Source organism: Enterococcus sp. AZ126, from assembly GCF_051714545.1.
Lineage (GTDB): Bacteria > Bacillota > Bacilli > Lactobacillales > Enterococcaceae > Enterococcus_L.
Map to the genome: position 1 here is coordinate 574,059 of NZ_JBIOSB010000001.1, position 23,464 is coordinate 597,522.

General features: G+C 34.2%; 19 protein-coding genes and 1 riboswitch. Of the genes, 3 read left to right on the top strand and 16 right to left on the bottom strand.

The genetic code is table 11. The annotated features are described in order from the left end of the window. Positions 1–94: 94 nt before the first annotated feature. Positions 95–265: riboswitch (M-box (ykoK) riboswitch) on the bottom strand. Positions 266–408: 143 nt separating this feature from the next. From IGI43_RS02800 to IGI43_RS02850, 11 genes are all read right to left on the bottom strand, one after another. After that, positions 409–879 (bottom strand): hypothetical protein, encoded by a 471-nt coding sequence (locus IGI43_RS02800; RefSeq protein ID WP_438756304.1) that lies wholly within the window; start codon positions 877–879, stop codon positions 409–411. A 247-nt stretch (positions 880–1,126) separates the two neighbouring features. Then, entirely contained in the window at positions 1,127–2,056 is a 930-nt protein-coding gene (gene dnaI / locus IGI43_RS02805) for a primosomal protein DnaI (RefSeq protein WP_438756305.1), read from the bottom strand. Then, positions 2,056–3,462 carry a replication initiation and membrane attachment family protein gene (locus tag IGI43_RS02810; protein WP_438756306.1) on the bottom strand — a complete coding sequence of 469 codons (1,407 nt, stop codon included), beginning with the start codon at positions 3,460–3,462 and terminating at the stop codon, positions 2,056–2,058. Before IGI43_RS02810 ends, dnaI begins: the two co-directional genes overlap by 1 nt. Positions 3,463–3,474: 12 nt before the next feature. Then, entirely contained in the window at positions 3,475–3,960 is a 486-nt protein-coding gene (nrdR, locus tag IGI43_RS02815; protein ID WP_438756307.1) for a transcriptional regulator NrdR, read from the bottom strand. Between the two features lie 683 nt (positions 3,961–4,643). Next, a complete protein-coding gene (gene coaE, locus IGI43_RS02820) occupies positions 4,644–5,240 on the bottom strand; it encodes a dephospho-CoA kinase (RefSeq protein WP_438756308.1) in 597 nt (198 codons plus the stop codon). A gap of 3 nt (positions 5,241–5,243) precedes the next feature. Then, positions 5,244–6,080, bottom strand: coding sequence for a DNA-formamidopyrimidine glycosylase (mutM, locus tag IGI43_RS02825; protein WP_438756309.1), 837 nt, complete (start codon positions 6,078–6,080; stop codon positions 5,244–5,246). Between the two features lie 97 nt (positions 6,081–6,177). Beyond that, entirely contained in the window at positions 6,178–8,823 is a 2,646-nt protein-coding gene (gene polA / locus IGI43_RS02830; protein WP_438756311.1) for a DNA polymerase I, read from the bottom strand. 490 nt (positions 8,824–9,313) lie between these two features. Continuing rightward, on the bottom strand, positions 9,314–10,225 hold the full coding sequence (locus IGI43_RS02835) for an aldo/keto reductase (protein WP_438756312.1): 912 nt from the start codon (positions 10,223–10,225) through the stop codon (positions 9,314–9,316). Positions 10,226–10,285: 60 nt separating this feature from the next. After that, complete coding sequence (locus IGI43_RS02840) at positions 10,286–11,764, bottom strand: helix-turn-helix domain-containing protein (protein WP_438756313.1); 1,479 nt, start codon at positions 11,762–11,764, stop codon at positions 10,286–10,288. A 107-nt stretch (positions 11,765–11,871) separates the two neighbouring features. Further along, positions 11,872–13,890, bottom strand: a complete 2,019-nt coding sequence (locus IGI43_RS02845; protein ID WP_438758801.1) for a heavy metal translocating P-type ATPase — start codon at positions 13,888–13,890, stop codon at positions 11,872–11,874. A 192-nt stretch (positions 13,891–14,082) separates the two neighbouring features. Further along, on the bottom strand, positions 14,083–14,646 hold the full coding sequence (locus IGI43_RS02850) for a hypothetical protein (RefSeq protein WP_438756314.1): 564 nt from the start codon (positions 14,644–14,646) through the stop codon (positions 14,083–14,085). A 341-nt stretch (positions 14,647–14,987) separates the two neighbouring features. Here IGI43_RS02850 and IGI43_RS02855 point away from each other — a divergent pair, with 341 nt between their 5' ends. From IGI43_RS02855 to IGI43_RS02865, 3 genes are all read left to right on the top strand, one after another. Then, positions 14,988–15,806, top strand: coding sequence for a helix-turn-helix domain-containing protein (locus IGI43_RS02855; RefSeq protein ID WP_438756315.1), 819 nt, complete (start codon positions 14,988–14,990; stop codon positions 15,804–15,806). A gap of 243 nt (positions 15,807–16,049) precedes the next feature. Further along, on the top strand, positions 16,050–17,336 hold the full coding sequence (locus IGI43_RS02860) for a murein hydrolase activator EnvC family protein (RefSeq protein WP_438756316.1): 1,287 nt from the start codon (positions 16,050–16,052) through the stop codon (positions 17,334–17,336). Between the two features lie 139 nt (positions 17,337–17,475). Beyond that, positions 17,476–17,913 carry a universal stress protein gene (locus tag IGI43_RS02865; protein WP_438756317.1) on the top strand — a complete coding sequence of 146 codons (438 nt, stop codon included), beginning with the start codon at positions 17,476–17,478 and terminating at the stop codon, positions 17,911–17,913. 126 nt (positions 17,914–18,039) lie between these two features. On the opposite strand, the gene IGI43_RS02870 is transcribed toward IGI43_RS02865, so the two are convergent. The 5 genes from IGI43_RS02870 to IGI43_RS02890 all read right to left on the bottom strand — a co-directional run bounded on the left by IGI43_RS02870 (position 18,040) and on the right by IGI43_RS02890 (position 23,223). Next, positions 18,040–19,317 carry an ISL3 family transposase gene (locus IGI43_RS02870; protein WP_438756097.1) on the bottom strand — a complete coding sequence of 426 codons (1,278 nt, stop codon included), beginning with the start codon at positions 19,315–19,317 and terminating at the stop codon, positions 18,040–18,042. Between the two features lie 176 nt (positions 19,318–19,493). Continuing rightward, positions 19,494–20,252 (bottom strand): methyltransferase domain-containing protein, encoded by a 759-nt coding sequence (locus IGI43_RS02875; RefSeq protein ID WP_438756319.1) that lies wholly within the window; start codon positions 20,250–20,252, stop codon positions 19,494–19,496. 256 nt (positions 20,253–20,508) lie between these two features. After that, on the bottom strand, positions 20,509–21,936 hold the full coding sequence (locus IGI43_RS02880; protein ID WP_438756320.1) for an ABC transporter ATP-binding protein: 1,428 nt from the start codon (positions 21,934–21,936) through the stop codon (positions 20,509–20,511). Beyond that, complete coding sequence (locus IGI43_RS02885; RefSeq protein WP_438756321.1) at positions 21,936–22,631, bottom strand: energy-coupling factor transporter transmembrane component T; 696 nt, start codon at positions 22,629–22,631, stop codon at positions 21,936–21,938. The genes IGI43_RS02880 and IGI43_RS02885 overlap by 1 nt, the downstream gene beginning before the upstream one ends. After that, positions 22,606–23,223 (bottom strand): MptD family putative ECF transporter S component, encoded by a 618-nt coding sequence (locus tag IGI43_RS02890; protein WP_438756322.1) that lies wholly within the window; start codon positions 23,221–23,223, stop codon positions 22,606–22,608. The genes IGI43_RS02885 and IGI43_RS02890 overlap by 26 nt, the downstream gene beginning before the upstream one ends. Between the last annotated feature and the right edge of the window lie 241 nt (positions 23,224–23,464).

Consider the following 23,464-nt stretch of genomic DNA (forward strand, 5'->3'; position numbering starts at 1 on the left):
ACTCTGCTTTTCCAACAGTCGTAGTGATTTAAAGCAAAAAACCTTCCGCCAAAAACTCAGCGGAAGGTCATAAATAAGCGCACAAAAAAAAGCCTGTATGATCTAGTCGTTGAGTTTTGGCACTATACAACGTAAAAAGCAGAGCTTTTAGCTACCTTATGAAAAGCCTTGTAATCGACAATCCCTGTTCTACCCATTGGCATCTCTCGATGTTTTTGGGCAGTAGCCTGTGTTTGTATAGGAGCCTCACCTAACAAATCTATTTAATTAACTTACAGATGAAACTATACCACCGTTTTAAAACAAATGTCAATAGCATTTTATTCATTTTTCTAACAAAAATAAAATAACCAATGTTACAAACGTGCAGCTGCACTATTTATCAACATTGATTATTTTTTAAATTTATTATTTTTTTTCGACATTCACGACTGAATTTCCAGCGACTTGAGGTGGAATCGACATCGTCATCGCAGGTAAGCCAGCTAAAGTAAATTGAATAGTATCCCCAGCTTTAAACTCACTTTCTGTGAGGCCATCAGCCAATTGTTCCTTTGGTACATTTAAAATAACGCCATCATTTTTCATCATATTAATTATTTTTTCTGGGTCTTCAACCACTTCGACGTCTTTTAAAACGAATCGAATCGATTTGTCCACCGTTTCATTTTTCGTAGCATCTTCAACTAAAACTGCGGTAAATATTGATTGCGTTTCGTCTTTGTCTTTAGTATTCAGCGTTTCATCAATCACTTGATCTTTTTGGCTGCTCATTGCTGTTTCTTCACTTCCTTTTGACGAATCTTTTTTATTTTGTGCGCAAGCTCCTAAAGAAATCAGCGTAAATACAGTTAAAACTGCTATTGCGATTTTTTTCATGTTACGTCCTCCAAAAATTGATACTTTATTATAAGCGATAGAATCTACAATCGTCCATCCTCATCATGTATACTTAATAAAAATAAAAAAAATGAAAGGCTAGGACATAGCTCTACGAGTTAGGTCCTAGCCTTAAAAAATCTGAATAAACGGTGGGAACAGAAGTAAAAACTTCGGAAATAAGAGTTAAACACTTCTGTTCCAACCTCACTAAAAACCTGGAGAGAGGATAATCAGTAATATTCCTCTATCCATTTCTTCGATCGTTTCCAGACATTGTAATTTCTTGTGCTAAATATCGAATACGTTCCATGATTCGACGCGCTTTTAAAGGTTCTTGCTCACCTCGTTGAGTCACGGATAAATGTTTTTCTAGGTCTTTTAAATCAAGATTTGATGAAAAGAAGGTCACTAATTGCTCTTGCATTCGATATTGTAAAATAACACTTAACACATCATCGCGAATCCATGAAGTCATCGATTCTGCACCAAGATCATCGATCATCAAAACGGGTGATTTCTTGACAGCATCAAGTTTTGGACCAACCATATCTTTCCCAATTGCTTGTTTCATTTCAACTGTAAATGTTGGGAAATGAACGATTGTTGTAATAAAACCACGTTCAGCTAAGCTATTAGCAATCGCACCTAATAGGAATGATTTTCCAACTCCAAAGGTTCCTTGAAGATAAAGTCCTTTGTGAAATTCTTTTGGATTCGACGTGTATTCATTTAAAAATTTCATCGTCTCTGCCATCGCCTGTGCTCGACCTTGAGATGCTGTATCAAATCTATTTAAGCTGGCTTCTCGTACATCTTTTGGCATATCCATAGCACGAACTCGTTTACGAATTTCATCTTCTTTTTGTTTAGCGATAAGCGCTTCTGTCGGTACATAGGTGACATCAATGTAATGAAAATTCAAGGTTAGTTGAGGCTCATATCCAGGCGCAATCATTGTTGGATCATTCAGTTGGTATTTGCGTTTTTCTTGTACAAATTCGTAAAGCTTTGAGTAGCTCTTTTGAATATCTTCATCTGTTAATCGCTCACGATGTTCTTCAATAAACTGTTGAACATCCGTATCCTTCAAGACAACTTCTACCAATTCGTTGTAACGTTCACTCATATCTCTGCTTTGGATGATTTTTGACATTTCTTTTCCTACGTCTTCCATTAATTTCCGCCTCCTTTACTCAAGAAATCTTGAATTTCTTTGTCTAATCGCGCTTGCTCTTCTTTAGATAATTTCTGCTCTTCTACTGGATTATCCACCCAATCCGGTAACGTTTCTTGGCGGATTGGTCGATTATTTTGTCCGTATCGTTGTCTCGTTTGTTTTTGCTCTTTACCCTTTTTAGCTAGTTCCCGGACATGTTCGATGGCTTTCTCTGGCGAAAAAATACCACTTTGTGCCCATTCATTAGCAATTCGATTCACGTAATCGGCCTTTAGTGTAGGTTGTTTTTGTATATTATAAACGTAGTTGATCAAAACATTGATCACACTGTTTGGCAGACCAGATTTACTTACTAAATATTTGACCAACGAACGTTCTTGCGGCGTTGTATAGCCACCACGCTCATTTTTTAATGCTTCTAAGTAATTCAAAGGAAAATTTTTCTCACTATCCATGATCATCTGAATATCTTGGGTTGAAAAACCAATCATTTTTAACGAATTGTAGCGATACGTCTGCTGATCCTCTGCGGATAAATCCACTGAATCATTTTTTTGAAACTCACTTGGTTTTTGTTTTTTATCAGGATCAAATGTTCTATACACAGCCCGTTCAAAATCCTTTACATCGATCTTACTTGTATAATAATCAAATGATTTAGAACAGAAATCGATCATATCCAATTCTGTTATACCAAATAAATTATGGAAAATAAATACTTCTTCCTTAAAGCCTGCTTGATTATCTGGTAATTTGATTCCGAGTTTTTCTATTCCTTGGATAAAATAGGACCAATCGAAACTATCATTGATGGCACTTGGCTTTTGAGCAGGTCTAGGCTCTTTGAATGCTTGTTCCATTCGACTTAACTGCTTACTTTGTGAAATGATTTGTTCTTCTTTAAATAAATAAACATCTTTAAAACTGGCTGAGATCTCTTCAAAACCAGTCAAATTGACAAATTTGGGTTTAAATCGTTCAAACAATTTTTCTAACTTTCTTTGTCCTACACTGTTCATTAATGTCAATGACAATACTTCATCTTTAAAAAAACGTTCAGCTGTTTCAGGATGATTCAATCGGTATAAATACTGTGTTCCTAGTTCAGGATCGTCTTTGCTAAAGGTCCCTAATAACCCAATACCTTCTAATTTCTTTCTAGCGGCTTGAATTTGCTTGATACTCATATCCATCATCGTGATTAATTCAGCATGAAAAAGAGACTCACTTACCCCGATCTCTTCTACTTCTGATAAAAGGGTCAAGTATAAACTAAAAGCTTCTGCACCAATCATTGGCTGATATAAAAGCGTCAATATCTCTTGTTCTTGATTAGATAAAGGATAAGATAGTGCTACTTGAAAAATACTTTTAGGATGGACTTCTTTCCAATTGTCTTTCAAGGAAAGACCTCCTTATTCTTTCGTTGTATCTGAATTTGAAGATTTGGCTTTGTCTACGATTCCTTGTAGTTCTTTCAAGAACACACTCATATCTTTAAATTGACGGTAGACACTGGCAAATCGAATATAGGCGATTTCATCCAAATTAACTAAATCTTCCATTACATACTCTCCGACCAAAGTTGTCGAAATTTCATTTTCACCTAAACTACGCACACGGTTTTCGACATTATCGACTATTTGCTCCATTTGTTCCATAGCAACCGGACGTTTTTCGGCCGAACGGATCAGTCCGCGTAAAATTTTTTCTCTATTAAATTCTTCCCTATCACCATTTTTCTTGATGACTAATAATGGTGCTGCTTCAATGCGTTCGAATGTTGTAAAACGGTAATTGCAGTTCTCACATTCTCTACGACGACGAATGGCGCGACCATCATCCGCTTGACGACTATCGATTACACGGGAATTATTATGATGACATCTTGGACAACGCATAGTTTTCACCTCATTTTATCTTATACTATCTACAATTTAGTTTGATTTTTATTTAACTATCTGTATTATAACATGAAATGAGTGAGAAACCATCCATCTGCAATGACTTCATAAAGAATTTTATTATCATTTCATTTGGGAAAATAGCCTAATAAAAATAAAAGAAGACATGAGACACGCTTATATCTCAGTCCATCGTATCATCGCTTTTTAACGCGTCGTCCAACCTGTTTTTAAGAATTGTTACTAAGGAATAAAAGCGGATCCCTAATAACAAAATAGAATAAATAACCTACCAGGACAAAAGAGACTTCAACTTCTATCCCAAGTTTATGTTGCTAGAACAAACAATCGCATTCCCTGTTTGAGATTAAGATGCTCAAACAATTTGAGATGAATCAGAATAAATAATATCTTGAAATTTCGTCCAAAAATGTTCTGAAAGACTTTGAACTTGAATTTTTCAAATAACTGACCTGACTTTATTATCACTGATAGGACGGACAATTTATTCTAACGAATTTTCAGTTATTTTAATTTTTGTATATAGATTGATTTTGTCCACTTATTGATGTGTAAAAAAAGAAACCACGAAAAAACAATGTTTTATACGTAGTTTCACATTAATGACTTTATTAGCGTTAGATTATTGTAAAAAATATAAAGACTAAAATTCTGATATTTTACTTAAATTTATTTTCTAATACCCATTTTCCCACTAATTTCTCTGTTTCTTCGATACTGTTTTGATTATCGAATAAGATATCTGCCTTTTGTCTTTTCTTCTCGATAGGCAACTGGCTCGTTATTCGTTGTTGGGCTTCTCTTTCTGTTAAGTTATCTCGTTTCATCAAACGAGTCAATTGCATTGTTTTTGGAATGTAGACGACTGCTACCTTATCGACAAATTTCTCATAGCCTCCTTCATACAATAAAGGAATATCAACTATAACTAATGGTGCTTTACTTTTTTTATCAGCAATCTCAGCTAAAATCCTCTCTTTCAAAAAAGGAGAGAGTGTGCTATTCAATTTTTTTCTTTTTTCCTCATCAGAAAAAATGATTTCACCTAATTTTTTTCGGTCTAATGAACCATCTGAATTTAGTATTTCCGAACCAAAAAGAGAAACTACTTCCCCTAATGCCGGCATTCCTATTTCAACAATTTCTCTAGCAATTACATCAGCATCGACAACAGGGAATCCCAGACGTTTAAACACAGAAACAACTGTACTTTTTCCTGTAGCAATGCCACCGGTTAGACCTAATACCATTCCCATCAATCAATTCCTCACTTTCAAGGTTTGACACTTCGGACAAAAATGAGTGCCGCGCTGTGCAACTTTTATTTTTTTGATCGGCGTGCCACATCTTGGACATGGCGTACCTGTTTGACCATAAACATTAAGTGAAACCTGAAATGTCCCAGCTTCTCCCAACGCATTTAAATAACTTCTAATCGTAGTCCCACCAGCCTCAACTGCTCGAGCAAGAACATCAATGATCGCATAATATAATCGCTCAATTTCTTTTGGTTTTAGAGTATTCGCTGGCTGTTCAGGATGGATTTTTGCTTCCCACAAGGCTTCATCCACATAAATATTACCCAAGCCTGTGACTAAACGCTGATCCAATAATAACGGTTTGATGGCTTTATGGTGCTTTTTCAAGCCTTTACGAAATTCTAACAATTTAAATTCAGAGGGGAGCGGTTCAGGACCTAATGCTAAAATTCCTTTGTAATTTTCTCCTTGATTTTTAGGCACCAAAACCATGCGCCCAAATTTTCGAACATCAAGATAGCGTAATTCAGTTCCGTCAGTGAACCTAAAGATTACATGAGTGTGCTTGGTCCGCTCATCTTCTGGTCCATTTGTTTCATATTTTCCTTCCATACGTAAATGTGAAATCAGATCATAATTTGTTAATTTGAAAATCAAGAACTTGCCTCGTCGTGTCATTCTTTCAATTCTTTGACCAATTAACTGTTGAGCAAATAGTTCGGATTCTGGTGATTCGATAATTCTTGGCCATAAAATTACAACTTCTTTGATCGTCTTTCCAACAACTAATTTTTCTAACCCTTTTCTGACCGTTTCAACTTCTGGCAACTCTGGCAATTTTTCTCTCTCCTTAGAAGAAAAAGACCGAAACGAACACATCAAAGTTTTCAAAACTTTTTCGTTTGGTCAGTCTTTTTCATGTTATTTTAGTTCACTACTTCGCTTCGTACCAAGTTTTGCCCCAACTACTGTCAGTCAACAGTGGCACATGTAAAGCAACAGCATTTTCCATTACTTCTTTCACTAATTCATCTAGTTTTTCCAGCTCAGATTGAGGCGCTTCAAAAACAAGTTCATCATGCACTTGCAATAACATCGTTGCTTGCATGTTTTCTTCTTCCAAACGTTTCTGCATATTGATCATCGCAATTTTCAAAATATCAGCAGCACTTCCTTGGATCGGCGTATTGATCGCAGTTCGTTCTGCAAACGAGCGTAAATTAAAATTGCGCGAATTGATGTCTGGTAAATAACGTCTGCGGTTATATAAGGTTTCAACATATCCTTTATCTTTGGCATCCCGGACGATATCTTCCATATATTTCTTAACACCTGGGTATTTTTCAAAGTAGGTATCAATATATTCTTGTGCTTGTTTTCTCGTAATGCCTAAATTTTGTGACAATCCGTAATCACTGATTCCATAAACGATCCCAAAGTTTACCGCTTTGGCTTGACGACGCATATTTGGCGTCACGTCTTCTGGTTTTTCAATGCCAAATACACGCATCGCCGTACTTGAATGGATATCTTGACCTTCTATAAACGCTTCTTTTAAATGTTGATCATCTGAAATATGAGCTAGCACTCGTAATTCAATTTGAGAATAATCGGATGAAAAAATCAACCAATCTTTTTCTCTAGGAACAAACGCCTCACGAATTTTCCGTCCTTCTTCTAAACGGATCGGAATATTTTGTAAGTTTGGATCAACAGAGCTTAAACGGCCTGTCTGTGTTAAAGTCTGAACGTAGCGAGTGTGGATTTTATCGTCTGGTTGAATTACTTTTAATAGTCCTTCCACATAGGTTGATTGAATTTTAGCGATTTGACGATAAACGAGAATATCTTCCACAATCGGTGCTTGTTCTTTCAATTGTTCTAGTACATCAACAGCTGTTGAGTAGCCAGTCTTTGTTTTTTTTATAACAGGTAGCTCCATTTTTTCAAATAAAATCACACCTAGTTGCTTCGGTGAATTTAAGTTGAACTCTTCTCCGGCTTCTGCATAAATTTTTTGTTCGATTTCCTGTAGTCGATTCGAAAATTCGATACGCATTTCTTTCAATCGATTTGCATCTATACGAATTCCAGTAATTTCCATATCGCCTAAGATTTTTGAAAGTGGTAACTCCATTTTATAGAATAAATCAGCTTGATTTTTTTCAACTAATTCTGCATCTAATTTTTCTGAAAGAAAATGAATAGCATTGACTTTTCGTGCAAGATGGCTGAAGAATGCTTCATCATCTTCTGGCAAGCCTTTTTTTGCCCCTTTTCCATAAACGGATTCATCAGAGTGAATATCCGTATAGCCATAATGTTGTGCTACGCCTTCAATATCAGCATTATTATCATTTGTATCTAATAAATAAGCCGCTAGTAATACATCAAATGCAATACCTTGAGGTTTCCCTACATAACGGTTAAGTGAGACATAAGTCCGTTTGGCATCATAGACTGTTTTCTTGTACTTTTCGGAAAGTAACCAATCAATAAAAGGCTGGCTTTCAAATAGTTCTAGACTATTCGTTGCGTATACCTTATTTTTATTTCCCCATGCCACTCCTACAATCGGCGAAGTATGGTAATTGTCTTCCAGCATTTCAACATACAAAGCCATGTCTTCCGTAAACATTTCTTCGGTGAATGTATCCACAACATCAAAGTGAACATCTGTTAGTTCAACTGTCTCTTCTTCAACATTTAGTTTACTTAACATTTGTTTGAATTCCATTTCCTTGTAGAATGGAATTAATTTTTCTAAGTCTTTTCCTTCATATTTCAGTTCATCAATCGTTATCTCTACTGGAGAATCCACATTGATTGTCGCTAGACGTTTAGACATAAAGGCTTGTTCTTTGTCATTTATCAGGTTTTCTTTCATTTTACTTTGTTTTAAGCTATCGATGTTTTCATATACACCTTCTACTGAACCAAATTCTTTCAATAATTTAATAGCAGTCTTTTCACCGATTTTCGTTACACCAGGAATATTATCTGAAGTATCTCCTGCCAAACCTTTCATATCAATGATTTGATTAGGTGTTAATCCATCATATTTTTCAGCTACATGCTCTGGTGTGTAGGATTCTAAATCACTAACACCTTTGATCGTAATATCAACTTTTACTGATTCAGTTGCTAGTTGTGTCAAATCTCGATCTCCTGATAAGACAACGACATCAAATTCGTCTTTGGGAACCTTTGTCGCTAGTGTGCCAATAATATCATCTGCTTCATAATTGTCTAGCTCATAATATTTTACACCTAAACCAGTCAGCAATTCACGAATGTAAGGCATTTGTTCTTTAAATTCTCCTGGCGTTTTTGAGCGCCCGGCTTTATATTCTGGATAAAATTCAGTTCTAAAGGTTGTTTTTCCCGCATCAAACGCGACTAAAACATGCGTTGGTTTTTCTTTTGTCATAACGTTTTCAAACATATTGTTAAACGCATAAACGGCATTGGTATGTAACCCATTTTTATTTTTAAAACGTTCTAGGGAATTATGCAAAGCAAAAAACGCTCGAAATGCTACGCTGTTTCCATCAACTAATAGTAACTTATTTTTTGTCATCTTTTTTCTCCTCATCTTCAGCAAACTGGTTTCATTACCATTCTAACAAAAATCTGTCAACTTTGCAGTAGGAAGGAACTAAAGTTCGTAAAGCTTATTTGAAAACAAAGAAGACCCGCTCTGCACACTCAGAGCGGGTCCATTAGGAGTTCACACAAATGAAATTGTTTTCTTGTAACTATTGTCTTTTTTCTATGTGCTTATAGTACAAGTTATTTGTGAATAATTTATGAACGAATCGTTTATAAAGTGTAATTTTTTTAGAGAATACTACTTAATTTTTTTTTTAAAATTATAAACTCAAGATTTCACAGGTTCACAAAAATACACAAAACAAAATCGTCTAGAATGAAAGTAGTCTTTCATTTTTTTCACAGTCAGTAAAGACTACTCTAGACTCTTTCAAAACTTAGTTCTTTATCCTAAAAAACTTGGTGTGATCTGAGAGAAACAAATGAAATACTTTTTATCTACTTTTTAATCAGACAAACTAAGGTAGAATATTCCCAGCTACACGATAAATTTCGTACCATTCTTCTCTACTTAATACGATATCCGCGGCTTTAGCGATCTCTTCGATTCGGTTTTTATTCATTGTTCCTGCTATGACTTGCATTTTTGCAGGATGTCTTAAAATCCACGCAGTAGCAAGACCTGTTGATTTGCAGTTATGGCGTTCAGCAATTTGATCTAACGTTGTATTCAATTCTGAAAATTTTTCATTACCAATAAAAACACCCTCAAAAAAGCCATATTGATAAGGGGACCAAGCCTGTATCGTCATTTGATTCAAGCGCGAATAATCTAAAATACTACCATCTCTATCAACACTTGCTTCATCAGTCATATTCACGTGAATTCCTTGATCAATCATACCAGTATGCTTGATCCCAAATTGCAATTGATTTGCCAAAAGAGGTTGCTTCACTGTTTTTTTCAATAGTTCGATTTGCATTGGTTTTTGATTACTAACTCCGAAATATTTCACTTTACCTTGTGATTCTAGCTGATCAAAAGCCGCTGCTACTTCTTCTGGCTCAACAAGTGTGTCTGGTCTGTGTAGTAATAATGCATCCACATAATCTACACCTAGACGCTTCAAACTGCCTTCAACGGAAGCAATAATGTGTTCCTTTGAAAAATCGAACATCCCTTTACGAATCCCACATTTTGTCTGGATAATAATATCTTCTCTTTTAATTGATGTTTCTTTCAATGCTTTTCCAAAAATTGTTTCACATTCACCGCCACCATAAATGTCAGCATGATCAAAAAAATCTATGCCATGATCATAGGCTGTTTCAATAATTTCTGCGGGCTTTTCAGCGCCATTCATTCTCATACAGCCAAGAATAACTGATGCTGCTTGTAAATCACTTGTCCCAAATTGTATTTTTTTCACAAAAAAACCTCCTAAAATTGTATTCACAGATATAGTTTAACACATTTAGATGAAAGGGCTTCAATTTGAGACTTTTTTTAATAATTTTTCTATTTGAAAAAATACAGTTTCAGAAAAGTCAGGTTCAATAATCAGAACATGCTTATTATATTTGTGATTTAAAGCCTGATAAAACACTGTTGTCAAAACAATATCCGCATATGCGATAGAATGGCTTGTTCTAGCATAAATCACAACTAGATTAAATGTATTACTAAAGAAATCCGTAATTCTTTGCCCTAATTCTGTTTCTTTTTCGAGTGGCAAATCAGTCATCAAACAAACAAATAATCTTTTCTCATTATAAACCGGTGAAATAAGCGAACTTAAAATCATAAAATAGCGATACCACAATGCATCATTTGGTATTCTTTGATAGATTTCATGTTTTTTGATTAATTCAAACAAGCCCTCATCAAGTTTCCTCATAAAATTTGGATATTTTGTTTGCAGCGATTTTACTGATTGATTTTTTTCAAATAAAAATCCTGATATTAGTTCGTAGTATAAATGAAAACCCAAAAAAGCTACCACACTTGTCTTTGAATGGCTAAATTTTTTATCCCAAAATACTCGCCTAAATTTATTCGTGACAATTAAAGTATTTAGAAAACAAGTCGTCTTCTTTAAATAGTGTTCTTCAATTATGTATGCCTGCATACTTGATCCAAAATAAGGTAAAAAGCTAGCCTGGATAATTAAGTAAAGATAAGCTAATTCTTCAAAATCCCAATCTAAATCGATCACTTCTTTTCTTATTACTTTTACAAATTTGAAAAAAATAGAACTATTCTCGATATACTGCTTCCACTCTTCCTTGATCAAGATCTTTTTCCCTTTTTGGTAACGCCATATCGTAATTTGAACGATACGAAAAATGGTTTCCTTTTGTAGATCGTTGATTTGCATTTGAAAAAAAAGAACTAACTGATCGGTCAATTGTTGGTTTTTTTCTTTTTTAAATAGTAAAAATTTATTGTCTGTCCCTTGATAGGCAAACCAGTAAAAATGTAAGATCAAGGCTCTGATTTGCTCCTCTTCTCCCATAAGTTGATAAGTTCCTCTTTTTAAATCAATATTAAACTTTTTTAGCCACTCATTGATCTTTTTCACTCGTCTTCTCATACTTGACTCACTGATCAATAAGTGTTTTGCTAGTTGCTTAGCTTGAATATCCTCCTCTTCAATAATTGCTTTTAAAAAAGTAACTTCTGGTAAATCATTTAAAAACTGTACTAAAAATAACTCTAAATAGATATCTTTATCTCTTTTTATGTAGAAATATTTTTTTGCTCGACTACAAATGGTCAAATGATCCGCCAACTGATAACGTTTGAATAACTGATTGAGCTTTTTCATAGACCTTACGATAGTTTTAGCATTGATGTTTAATTCACGAGATAGTTTCTCTAATGAATTATTATTTTCAGTTGATTTTAATAAGTTAAAAAGTCCCAGTAATTTTCTTGATTCAAAATCAAGAATCTCTTTATAATCCATTTCAACCCCCTATGTATAAAGTAAATAGTCACTACATTGATCGAATTCAAAAAAAGTAATGAATATGCATATAAATATACGCAAGATTCATTACTTTTCATTTTTAATTAATTATGCACACGTAAAGTCATGGCATTTGCAGCCACAATTACAGTACTCAAAGACATCAAAATTGCGCCAATAGCCGGATTCAAGAGAATGCCCCACGGAGCTAGAACACCTGCTGCAAGTGGAATCGCGATAATATTATAACCAGCTCCCCACCATAGATTTTGAATCATTTTATGTCGTGTTTGCTTTGACAAATCTAAAAATCTAATAATATCTTTCGGATCACTGTCAGTCAGCACCACGTCAGCCGAATCAATAGCGACATCCGTTCCAGCACCTATCGCAACCCCGATCGTTGCTCTAACCAAGCTTGGAGCATCATTGATCCCATCACCGACCATCATGACTTTTTTTCCTTCACTAACATACGCTTGAATAATTTTTTCTTTATCTTCTGGTAGCAGTCCGCCATGAAATTCATTGATCCCTAAATAATCGGCAACTGATTCGGCCGCTACTTTATTATCACCTGTCAACATTATAGGAATGAGTCCTTGCGCTTTTATATCAGAAATGAATTGTTTTGCTTCAGGTTTTACTACATCTCCTAACGCAATCATAGCTATTAATTGATCATCGATAATTAAGTAACTTAACGTATTTCCTTGCTTTTGGTAACGCTGTTTCAATGAACGGTCAAAAGAGATAGTCAAACGATCTACTTCTTTTTCATTAACAATTTTACTTATTTGGCCATTCACCGTACCGATGAGTCCAATGCCGGAGATATTTTGGAGATTTTCTACTTTATAAGGAGAAATAGCTTCTTCTTTTAGATAATTCATGATGCCGATCGCTAAGGGATGATTAGCATCGTTTTCTAAAGCACCGATTACTTTTAAAGCTTCTTTTTGTGTGATTTTGTTCGTGATCATTTCAATTCCTGTTACTGTGAATTTGCCTTCTGTCAAGGTACCTGTCTTGTCTAACATGATATATTGCATATCATTTGCTTGTTCCAATGCATTTCGGTTTTTTAATAATAAGCCATGCTTTGCTGCAATTGAAGTAGAACGTGCCACAACTAAAGGTATCGCTAAACCTAAAGCATGAGGACAGGCAATAATAAAGACTGTTACCATTCGTTCAAATGCAATACTTAAATCGTGATCTATGATCAGCCAGACAATAAATGCTGATAGACCTGCTCCAAGTGCAATATAGAATAACCATTTAGCAACTCGGTCAGAAAGATATTCTAACTTTGATTTTTCAGTCTGTGCTTTTTTAACCATATCCATTACTTTTGAAAGATAACCTGTCTTACCAGTACCAGTTACACTTATTTCAATGGTTCCACTTCCGTTGACAGAACCCCCAATTACTTTATCTTTTTCATTTTTTGTGACTGCTTTTGATTCACCTGTGACCATCGATTCATCAACGGAAGTGTTCCCATTAATGATTATGCCGTCAGCAGGTATTTTATCCCCTGATCGAACAACCAAGTGATCATTTTGTTTAATTTCTTGTAGTGGCACTTCTTCTTCACTGCCATCATTATTCAATCGCTTAACTTTATCTGGTAAAAGTTCCGCCATTTTCTGCAAAGCATCACTAGCATTTGAAATAGCATTCATCTCAATCCAATGTCCTAATAACATGATAACAATCAGGGTAGCCAGTTCCCAGAAAAAATCCATTACGTGATTTTGTGGGTTCAATTGGTTCATGATAAAGGCATAAACACTATAAAAATAAGAGACTGAAATCCCCATTGCGATTAACGTCATCATTGCTGGACTTTTTTGTTTCAATTCTGATTTTGCCCCCTTTAAAAAAGGTTCTCCACCGTATAAAAATAAAATTGACGCTAAAATCAGGACTAGCCAATCAGAGCCTTTAAACGTAAACTGAAATGGCAAATCAACCCCCATCATCGGTGAAATAAATAGAATCGGGACCGCAAGAATCAGTGAAAACCAAAATTTTTGCTTAAAATTACTCATATGCATACTGTGGTCCATACTAGACATCTGACCATGATCATTTATAGAACTGTTCATTTCTTCCATTCTATGAGAATGTTGTTTAACATGATTTTTTTCATTGCTACTCAATTTAAAAACCTTCTTTTTCTAGTTAAGATTTGTTTATATTGTACTCTTATTTTTTCAAGCATAGCACAAGATATCTTTTACGAAAAATAAAGTCTCCTAATTGATAAAAATAAAATTTTTTTGCGTATTATAATTTTAGAAGGCCTTTTAATGCCAAGTATAACTCTTTAAAATCCAAAGCATATAATCTCTTTTCTCCTTTATTCTATTGTATTTTCTATAATAAGTATCCTTGACAAATCTATACACACTTTTCTTTGATTCCTGTTTTATTTCTACATACATTTGCTTGATTGCGTTACGGTTTGTTTTGTATTTTTTGCGATTTCCCCCAGTAAATCCATAAAATATATCGATACCTTCAGACTCTTTCGTCATCGGTGAATGGTGGACTAATTCATTTTGTGTTTTCTTTAATTTTTTTAGTAGTTCCTCTGTTACTTCTTTGTCAAAATTTTGCTTTACGATCACCTTACAAAGTCGCGTGTATTCGATCTTCGCAACATGATTATAAACATGGCTTGCGTAATTTAATCCTTTATACAAGACGTTTGCGCTAAAAGTCATATTCACTAGTAATTTGTACTGCTGCACACAGTTTTCCTCCATTTTTTGTTTGTGTTTTTGGTGCGGAATTTCTCTGTTCAGTCTTTCTAAAAATTGGTAAAGAAGACGATTTTTTTGCTCCTCAATTCTAGCTATTTTTTTCATTTATACTTATCCTCCTTTAAAATGAATATTTTCCGGCAAAAATTTTGATAAAGTTTAAAAAAGAACTATTCTATAGTTGTTTCATATTTTTTCAAATATTAAAGATGAGAATACCAATGAAATAATCTATATCGTTCCAACGCACAAAAAACTTTATACAATAAAAATAACAAATTGAATACTTTTCGGTATAAAAAGAATACCATTTAATAAAGAGAATTACAAGAACAAAATGAAAAAAAAACGATACACCTCTTCTTAAAATAATGATATAGTAGAAGAGAAAGCTTTTATCCAGAAAAAAGAATATAAGTTCGTTTTAGCTATAAGGAGGTATTATTTTGGAAATTGATTTAAAAGAAGCTGGAAATAGAATCAAAGAAATTAGAAAGAAGCATAAATATTCAATGGCTCTTTTTTCAAATTTAGTTGGAAATTCTAGTGCCAGTACCGTAAATAATTGGGAAAAAGGAAATAATCTACCCAAATCAGATAGACTAGAAAAAATAGCAATTCTTGGTAACACAACTGCTGATTGGATTCGCTACGGAGACTTTACGGAGTATGTAAAAAAATTATTAGCTGAGGCCAATTTACGCAAAGAATTGGACCTCGATCAGCTTGAACAATTGCTAGTTGCATTGAAAAAAAAAAAAATTACTTACGGTCAAGATTTGGAGATTCTAACCAAAGCAAATGAATTTTTTCCGTACTTATTTGATACTCGTTATCAATTAAATCTTTCAGAACAACATGCACCACTTATTGCTGAAGATTTTGTTACTTACAAGATTGAACAAAATGATCGTTATAGAAAAGATTTTCTACCTATGATCGAAGAATTATTGTATGATTCCAGTGAAAAAGAAATAAATGCCTCTGTATTATTTCTGGTACTCGATCTATTAAAACGTACTAAAACAAGTAATAATCGTCTTTCAATTCCTAAAATGTTTACTATTTTGTCTGAAGTTCTCACTAATGATATAGCGTACAAAAATAATTCGACATCAAAAGTAATAGATTATTCAGATATCACTAACACCCGCGATAAAAGTAACCCACTTTCAGAAAAAATAGTCACTAAAAAATACACACAAACCAAAAATGATCTCCTTCATCTACTTGATGAATTTTATTTTGAAAAGCGAAAAAAATAATCTGTTTTTATTTATTATTATGTCTATACTTTCTTATTAATGGTAGGTTTCATATATTACAATTAGATGATACGCTGATTGCCATATTTTAAATTTCACTCTTTTTATTTTTTCTTGCTGATTAGACCTGATTATTCTTCAAAGACTATGGTATACTTTAATTTGTCTTATTAAAGAATAATAAAGGCTTTTTTGAAAAGTCATACACATAAAAAATGATTAATACAAAGCGAGGAACGCCAATTGAAGAAAAAATTACTGGTTACACTTTCATTTATGTTATTAGTAAACATTGCGCCAATAAGTGTATTAGCTGATGATATCGATCAAAAAATCGAAAATCAAACAAAGAAAATCGAAGATATCGTAAAAAATGAAAAAGATGCCAAAGATTACTTAGCAACTTTAGAAACTGAGATCAAAACGATTGAAACAGAGTATCAAACTGTCCTCTCTGAAAAACAAAAACACGAAAAAGAAATGAATAAATTAAATACAGAAATTTCAAATTTACAAACAAAAATCAAAAAAAGAGATGAGCAATTACGAGCTCAAGCTAGAACAACTCAAACAAACCATGAACAAGAATCAATTTTGACTGTTTTATTGAGTGCTGAATCGGTTTCTGATGCCATCTCAAAAGCATTAGCTGTTAATACCTTAGTTACTGCGAATAATGATATCTTAACTGCTCAAAAAGAAGATAAAAAAGAACTTGATACATTAAAAGTCTCTCTAACCAAAACATTGAATACTTTAGAGAAAAAAACAGAAGAACTTGAAGAAAAAGAATCTGCTTTAGCTGAAGCAAAACTTGAACAGAACGTAAAGATAAATGAAATTTCAGCAAGTCTCGCTAATGAAACTGCTGAAAAAGATAAGTTCATCAAACAAAAAGAAGAAGCTCAAAAAATAAAAGAAGCTCAGTTAAAAGCAATCGCTGAAGAAAAGAAAAAGGAAGCTGCAGCCAAATCCGCAGCTGAAAAGCAAGCGCAAGAGCAAGCGAAGGCAAAACAAGCAGCTCCTTCTCAAACAGCTGAAGTAGAAGAACCAGCAAATGTAACTAATACTAATACTAGTAATAATGATCTTGCTGAAAACACCCAACAAGCTCCTACTCCTCCAGCCTCTTCTGGTGGTTGGTCTGCTCCGGTATCCAACTTGACTATTACTAGTGGGTTTGGCGGTCGTGAAGATCCTACTGGAATCTCAGGCAGCTTCCATGACGGAATTGATTTTGGTGGCGCAAGTGGTACACCGATCATGGCTGCTCGAGCAGGTGAAATCGTTAGTGCTAATTATAGCGGTATGGCTGGAAATCACGTTGTGATCAAGCATGATAACGGCTACTATTCATATTATCTTCACATGAGTAGTTTAAGTGTTGCTGCAGGTCAAAGTGTCAGCGCTGGACAAATGTTAGGTGGCATGGGAACTACTGGTAATTCTACTGGTGTTCATTTACATTTTAGTATTTCAACAGGATTATGGAGCGGATTTGTAAATCCAGCACCATTCCTTGGTTTATAACAATCGATCAACGATAAGAAATCATGGCTACTTTGATTTCTTATCGTTTTTTATTTATCACTACTTCTTATCTATTCATTTACCCTCTATTGATAAACATGATATAATGAAGTTAGATAAAAGAAAGGTGCTGATTAAAATGATCAATAACTATTCAAATATCTTAGCTGCCGTTGATGGATCAAAAAATGCTGAGTTGGCCCTAAAACATGGTGTTGCTATCGCAAAAGAAAAAGGTTCTACCTTGTATTTATTATCTGTTGTTGACGAGAATGCGATCAGCCATAGTTCTTATGCTTATTCAAAAGTGCTTGCTGAAGAAAAAGAAGCAATTGAAAAAGAACTATTAAAAAATATTTATTATGCTACTGAGCAAGGGTTAGATGATGTGATACCGATTGTTGAAATTGGTAATCCAAAAGAGATGATCTCTTCCATTATTCCTAATAATCAAGCAATCGATTTGATTGTTATAGGTGCTACTGGTAAAGGTATGATTCAATCTAATCAGCTTGGTACTACTACGACTTATGTTGTACAGAATGCACCTTGTAGTGTTTTCGTTGTAAAATCATAGAACTATTAAAATACTAAAAGCGCACAGTCAACTTTTATTGGTTCTACGTCAAATTGTGTTGGTAAGCCAAATAACTGAATAGAAATCTAGGTCTGGTAAGGATAGAACATTCTTATCAGGCTTTTTTTATTGTTGTGAAAAAATAAGACCTTGAATAATATAAATACGTGAACGAAAATGATAAAAGTTTCGATAGCCATAGGCTACCCGTTTGATTACCTTAAGTTTATTGTTTAACCCTTCAGTGACACCATTAGAATAAGGGAAGCGAAAAGAATTTTTAATGCCTTCTTTATATTTGTTAAAGAAGAGTAATTTCTTTTTGAACCAGTGTGGTAGCTGATTATCTAGCTGTTGAAGATACTCAAAAAAGAGTGTATGTTCCCGATGAGAAAAAGCATATTTTAAGTATTGAACCGTATCATAGCCTGTCCGTAGGACAGCATCATAGTGCAACAGTTCATCGACAATATCCTGTTGACTTAATGGTCGTTTAAATAAGGGCTGGTATGCTCGACAGTTTATATCTAATTTATCGGAATCTTTCAATAGTAACTTCCAATAGCGTTTTAAGCGACGGTATTGTTTTGGTTTAGAACTTTTTAAGCGGTTCATCGTTTGAATTCGCAATTGGTTCAACGTACGATTCATTTGTTGGACGATATGAAAGCGATCCGTCACTAATTGAGCATTAGGAAAGACCGTTCGAAGAAGTTGATGGTAACTAGCGTTCATATCTGTTACGAGATACGCTACATGTAGCCGAGCTTCACGTGTAAAGCGCATGAAATGAGCGGTCAATTTGTGTAGTCGTCTATCTTCCAACACTTCTAACAACTGATTCCGTTGTCCATCCACACAAATAAAGCTCATACTTCCTTGGCAAGATTTCATGGATTTAAATTCATCAATACATAAAATTTTAGGGAGGAAGTTCCAGTTTGTTCGATAATTTTGTGATAGTCTATCCATCATTCTAAGGACTGTTATGTCTGAAACAAAGTGCTTTTGAGCAATCATTTTTCTTGAAACATTCTTTTTCAAGTCAAGCATAATTTGGTATTGAAGCTGTTTAGATAAGTGATGATGTTCTTCAATCAGCTCTGTATGAGCGTGAAAAGTAGTACCACATTCATGACAAAGAAAGCGTGTCCGTTTTAGCTCTAATAGAGTGAAACGTTCATTAAAAACAGGCAATTGAGCTGTTGTTGTATGACTGCCATTTTTGATGATTTGTCCATGATCGAGGCTTCCACATTTCTCGCAATGGGTAGGTGAATAGGTCAGCTTGGCTTTAATCACTTGAGCTTGCACTCCTTTTACTGTTCTTTGTTCCAACCAATTTTTTTCAAACCAGAGGTTTTTGTCTGTAAGTCCGAGCAATAATCTGGTATTCTTATCCATAGGGAACAACCTTTCTGATGATTTGTGGTTTTTGTCGATTTCATTTTATCAGTTAGTTGTTCCTTTTTTGTGTTTAAATGCTTAAAAAAGTGCTGGTAGAAAATCTTTTTTGATTTCCACCAACACAATATATTATAGAACCCTTTTATTCAGCTGACTGTACGCTTTTTTCGATGTTAGTCCTTTAATTTTCCAATTAGAATAAATCGATGTTGATTGTTATAGAGGAAACCTTTGGTCAATAATTCTTCTTCTAACTCAAATAATTGATTAGAATGAGTTTCTACAGCAAATTCTGGATATTCCCATGGAATTCTTTTTACATAATAAATCAGCCCTTCCATATCATAAAAATGCTGATATGGAAAATGTTCTTTGGCAAACAGAGACTCAAAATTTTCTTTTAGCAATGCTTTTTGTGCTGATTCGAGTGTCCACTCTACGTTTTTTGCTTGGGCATTGACACACAATTTTTTTGAGAGGATATACCCGTTTTGATCACCAACTTGTTGTGTAATAAACAATCCACCTGGCTTCAACACCCTTCTCACTTCTTTGAGATCATATGATTCATGATTATTTAGAACAATATCAAAAGAATTGTTTTGAAAATTCAATTGATCTGTTTCGTCAACATAAACGATAGTTACACCTTTTGGTTGAAGTTTCTTTTTTAACAGTTGATAATTTGGTAGCCAGCCTTCCGTTACAGAAGTCTTTTGATATGGATGATTGAATGACTGCAGCAATTCTCCACCACCCGTGCCCATATCAAGTAAAACCATCTCTCTAGACAAATTTTCACGAACGAGATCAGAATAACTCCAAGGCAAAACTTCATGAGCCCAACGGCCGTTCATATATGAAAAATCCCAACCTTCAAATTTTAATTGCTCTATTGTTTTCCAATATTTTATTAATTCCAGTTCTTTCATAACGATCCTTCCTTACATGTTTTTTTATTGTAAGTTAGATACAGCTATGCTCTGTTCTGATAGAAATGATTCACTCAATACAGCCTCTATCAGCGCTATAACTGTATCAAGTAGTTACTTCGTCGCATCACTTTGCTATCCATTTCTCTTCAGCTCCTGATTTTATTTTAACCCGATGTAAATACATCATGTGATTCATCTTACGTCTAACACAACACATTTCTGTTTAAAAATCAGAATATACAGCTATTATCTATTATTCTTTTATCGTTAGCTCAATAAAATAATCTTCAATAATAGTTCCTTGATCAAAATGAAGAATTCGCTGGCAAGTTCGGCTGAGAAATTCTTTGTCATGAGTGATTACTACTACCAAAATATTTTCTTGACGTAGCCAATGTATAGTATTACTGACTTCTTCCATGTGGATCAAATCTAATCCACTTGTCGGTTCGTCAAAAATAATAATTTTTTTTCCTGATAATAAGGCACTTGCAATTGCCACACGCTGCTTTTCACCACCTGATAAGGTTTGCGGGTGGCGTAATAAAATTGGCTCCAAATTCAGCATAGCAACGATTTCATCAAACTGATTGGTGTTTTTTGCATTCAAGCTTATTTCTTTTTCGACTGTTTCAAAAAATAATTGCAAGTTCACATCCTGCATCACCACAAAACTTTCTTTGATCAACTCTTTTGGACGCATAATTTTTTGGTTGAGCTTAATGAATCCTTTTTTTGGTTTAATCAATCCTGATAAAAGTTTCGAAAACGTTGATTTTCCTGCTCCGTTATGCCCAATGATCCCGGTGATGTAAGAACTTGTTACCGTTAAGGATGGAATTTTCAGTCCTGTTGCTTGTTTGCGATAATGAAACTCCAGTCCATCAAATGTTAAACGAATATTTTCTTTTGCTTTAACAGGTTTGGAAGTCTTTTTAATAGCTGTTTGCTCGAGGGCCCGCAATCCCATAGACTGAATATCTGAAGATGATTTTTCTCTCATTTCTTGTTTCGTATAATCATTGACTATTTCGCCCTTATTCATGACCAAGTAGCGATCAGCGAGTTCTGTCAAATAATACAAACGATGTTCAGACACTATGATCGTCATCCCTTGATTTTTTAATACTTGTAAATAGGCTTTTAACTGTTCTATCGTTGCTTCATCCAAGTTACTTGAAGGCTCATCTAATAAAAACAAGCGATGATTCAACATACTGGCAGAAGCAAACGCGATCAATTGTTTTTGTCCACCAGATAAATGAAACATACTTCGGTCTAAAAAGGCTTCTAAAGAGAACATACTTGTTATTTCATTGATTCGTTCAATCATTTCTCCTCTTGTCACGCCATAGTTTTCCATCGCAAATGCCAATTCAGAATAGACATCACTAGTAAAAAATTGAGTCTTAGGATTTTGAAACACAACCCCAATAGCACGAACATACTCGTTAAATTCTTTTGTTAGCAGTTCTTGCCCCAAAATAGAACCCGTACCTGTCAACTCCCCCATGTATAATTCTGGGATCAAGCCATTTAAAATTCTTAACAATGTTGATTTTCCGCAACCACTTTTACCACATAAAACAATAAATTCACCTGCATTGACCTGTAAATCTACCTGTTGGATGATCTTTTCTTGGTCTTCATAGGCAAAAGTAACGTCATGTAAATCAATCATCACATCAACCTCCCAACGATTCCACAAAGAATCAGACTGCCGATCAATATATAATCTTGAACATTAAAACGAATCTCATAAACACTTGTATGAGCTTTTGGATTAGCTAATCCACGAACTAAAGCTGCTGAAGATAAATCAAGAGATGTGTTTTCTGCCGACATCAAAATCGGAACAATGATATACTCCATCGTTTGAAGCGGATGTATGAATAAATCAACGGTAGAAATAGCAATCCCACGATACTTCATCGCGTTACGAATACTTCTAAAATCTTGAAGCAGTATAGGAAAAAATCGAAATAACACAGTTAATGGTATGATCAAACCAAACGGTACGTGACATTTTTTTAAAGCCGCGATCCATTCACTGATTTTCGTCCTATTCATGGCAAAAGCCGCCGCCATGATCGTTGGTAACATTCGACGATTTCCGACAAATAAAAAATCGAAGAATGCTACGATCGAATGATCAATAAAAGGAAACATCAAATGATCACCTAAGACAAGCAACCAAAAGATGCCATAGAAAATCGTTCCTTTTTTTAAACTGCCGTTTAGAATAAATAGTATATACATTAGCGTTACAAATAAAATTTCTGCCTGAAATGGTATAGGAAACATCAACAACAAACTGGCAAATAAAATCGTACAAAGTTTACTTCTCGGATCAAACGTCACGTATACTTTTTCCATAATTTTTTCCTTTAGCTTTATCAAAATGTTTCTCATAAATTTTTTGTCCGATCATTATGCCTAAAATACTACAGATAATAACAGCTGCGACACAAAAATAAAAGGTTGTTGTTGTGATCGGAGCAAATACTTTATCGATATACACAGCATCTTTTCCACGTGCTATCAATGAATCAATATAAGCATTTTTCATGAACCACAATGGCAATACTGGACCCATCAAACCAAAACTAAAAACAGTATAACTAACTGTTGTTCTTACTTTTTCATTTAAATTTGTACGATACTGAATCAAATCAGCAGCTAGCGCACAAAGAATATTTGGCAAAAAAGATAACGGAAAATGACCGGAGATTAAAAAGAATAGTCCCATGACACTCCCCATGATCGTGATTGCACCAAAACGTGGAATTCGTTTTATCACCAATAGATAGATGATTCCTGCAAAAAGAGCTGTAGCACTAGGAATCAGAACCGAATTAAAGGCTGGAATCGTAAAACGTAAAATAACCATAGCAATCGTTACGACTAAAAAATATATGGCTGTATAAATGCCAATTGAAATAAAATCCTGAATTTTTAACTTTTTCATTCTTGTAACTACCCTTCTTACTATTATTGTAAATTTATACTTCATTAATACTATAGCTGTCAGTATCACTTAATGCAATTTATTTCTGATTGATATGAGTAAATATGCTGATAATTTGCTGCATTTTTTCTGATAGTAAAAAATCATTTACGTGGAAATCTATTTATTTATCCTTTATTCATTAACTCCCTTTTTTCCGTGTTCAGTTAGTATATCATAAGATAATGATCCTCATATTTTT